Annotated in this window: 1 protein-coding gene and 1 pseudogene; both read right to left on the reverse strand. The window is 65.6% G+C overall.

Annotated features, from left to right (window positions below):
* Positions 1-1,786 (reverse strand): NADH-quinone oxidoreductase subunit NuoG (gene nuoG, locus EOD15_RS33360; protein WP_127409246.1); only part of this gene is annotated, 1,786 nt, incomplete at its 3' end.
* A 73-nt stretch (positions 1,787-1,859) separates the two neighbouring features.
* Positions 1,860-2,051 (reverse strand): annotated as a pseudogene (locus tag EOD15_RS33365) (NADH-ubiquinone dehydrogenase); the annotation flags it as partial.

Consider the following 2,051-nt stretch of genomic DNA (forward strand, 5'->3'; position numbering starts at 1 on the left):
CCCAATCCTCGCGCGCCTCGCCCGGCGCGAAGCCGGCGCGGTTGGTCTGCTGCACGCGGCCTTCGGTGTTGACGTAGGTGGCCGACTTTTCCGTGTAGGCGGCCGCCGGCAGGATGACATTGGCGCGGTGCGCGCCCTGGTCGCCATGCGTGCCGATATAGACGACGAAAGCGCCGCCGGTCTTGGCCATGTCGATCTCGTCGGCGCCGAGCAGGAACAGGAGCTCCATTTCGCCCAGCATGCCGGCAACGTTTCTGCCGCCCTCGCCCGGCACGAAACCGAGATCGAGACCGCCGACGCGGCCGGCCGCGTTGTGCAGCACGGCAAAGCCGTTCCAGTCAGCGCGGGCAGCGTTCACGGCGGCGGCGAGCTTGGCCGCCTGGCCGAGCACGGCCGCGCCATCGGCACGCGCCAGCGCACCCTGGCCGACGATGATCAGCGGATGCGTCGCCTTCTTCAGCGTCTGGAAGAACTTGCCGTTGCCGTCGGCCAAATCCTTCAGCGAATCCGGTCCGGCGCCCAGCTGTTCGTAGTCGTAGCGGGTATCGCCGACATCGCCGATGATGGCGACCGGCAGGTTGCCGATCCGCCAGCGCTTGCGGATCCGGGCGTTGAGCACCGAAGCTTCATAGCGCGGGTTGGCGCCGATGATCAGCACCGCGTCGGCCTGTTCGATGCCTTCGATGGTCGGGTTGAAGATATAGCTCGCCCGGCCGAGCGCCGGGTCGAGTGCGGCGCCGTCCTGGCGGCAATCGGTATTCTTCGAGCCGAGCGAAGCCATCAGCAGCTTGAGCGCATAGGTTTCCTCGACGGCGGCGAGATCGCCCGCGATAGCGCCGATCTTTTCGGGCGCCGTCTTCGACACCGCGTCCTTGACCGCGGCGAAGGCCTCGGCCCAGCTGGCGGCAACCAGCCTGCCGTCCTTGCGCACATAGGGGCGGTCGAGACGCTGCGTGCGCAGGCCGTCCCAGATAAATCGGGTCTTGTCGGAGATCCACTCCTCGTTCACCGCCTCGTTGACGCGCGGCAGGATGCGCATCACTTCGCGGCCCCGGCTATCGACACGGATCGCCGAGCCGACCGCATCCATCACATCGATGGATTCGGTCTTGGTCAGCTCCCACGGCCGCGCCTGGAAGGCGAATGGCTTCGAGGTCAGCGCGCCGACCGGGCAAAGGTCGATGACATTGCCCTGCAGCTCCGACGTCATCGCCTGTTCGAGATAGGTGGTGATCTCGGCATCCTCGCCACGGCCGATCAGGCCCAGTTCGGAGATGCCGGCGACTTCGGTGGTGAAGCGGACGCAGCGCGTGCAGTGGATGCAGCGGTTCATCACCGTCTTGACCAGCGGTCCGATGTATTTGTCTTCGACCGCGCGCTTGTTCTCGTGATAGCGCGAGGAATCGACGCCGAACGCCATCGCCTGGTCCTGCAGGTCGCATTCGCCGCCCTGGTCGCAGATCGGGCAATCCAGCGGATGGTTGATCAGCAGGAACTCCATCACGCCTTCCCTGGCCTTCTTGACCATCGGCGTGTTGGTGAAGATTTCCGGCGCCTCGCCATTCGGCCCGGGACGCAGGTCGCGCACGTTCATGGCGCAGGAGGCCTGCGGCTTGGGCGGCCCGCCCTTCACCTCGATCAGGCACATGCGGCAATTGCCGGCGATCGAGAGCCGCTCATGGAAGCAGAAGCGCGGCACTTCCGCGCCAGCGTCTTCCGCCGCCTGCAACAGCGTGTAGTGGTCGGGTACAGTGATCTCTTTCCCGTCGACCTTGAGCTTTGCCATTCGCCTCAAACCCCTGCGGAGTTCCCGCAATCTCTTTGTCCGGACGCGGTCGAGACCACGTCGGGCATTTCATTCACTTGACGGCGAGCGCCGCCGCTTGGGCTGTCCAATCGTCGCGGCCGATACGGCCGCCGAGCGACAGATAATCCTCGACCCAGGCAACCTCTTGCGGCGTCCATGCCGCGATCTGGGCATAGGTCCAGATACCGAGGCCGTTGAGAACCTTTTCCAGCTTCGGCCCGATGCCCGAGATGGCCTTGAGATC

This window comes from Mesorhizobium sp. M7A.T.Ca.US.000.02.2.1, assembly GCF_003996995.1.
Classification (GTDB): Bacteria; Pseudomonadota; Alphaproteobacteria; order Rhizobiales; family Rhizobiaceae; genus Mesorhizobium.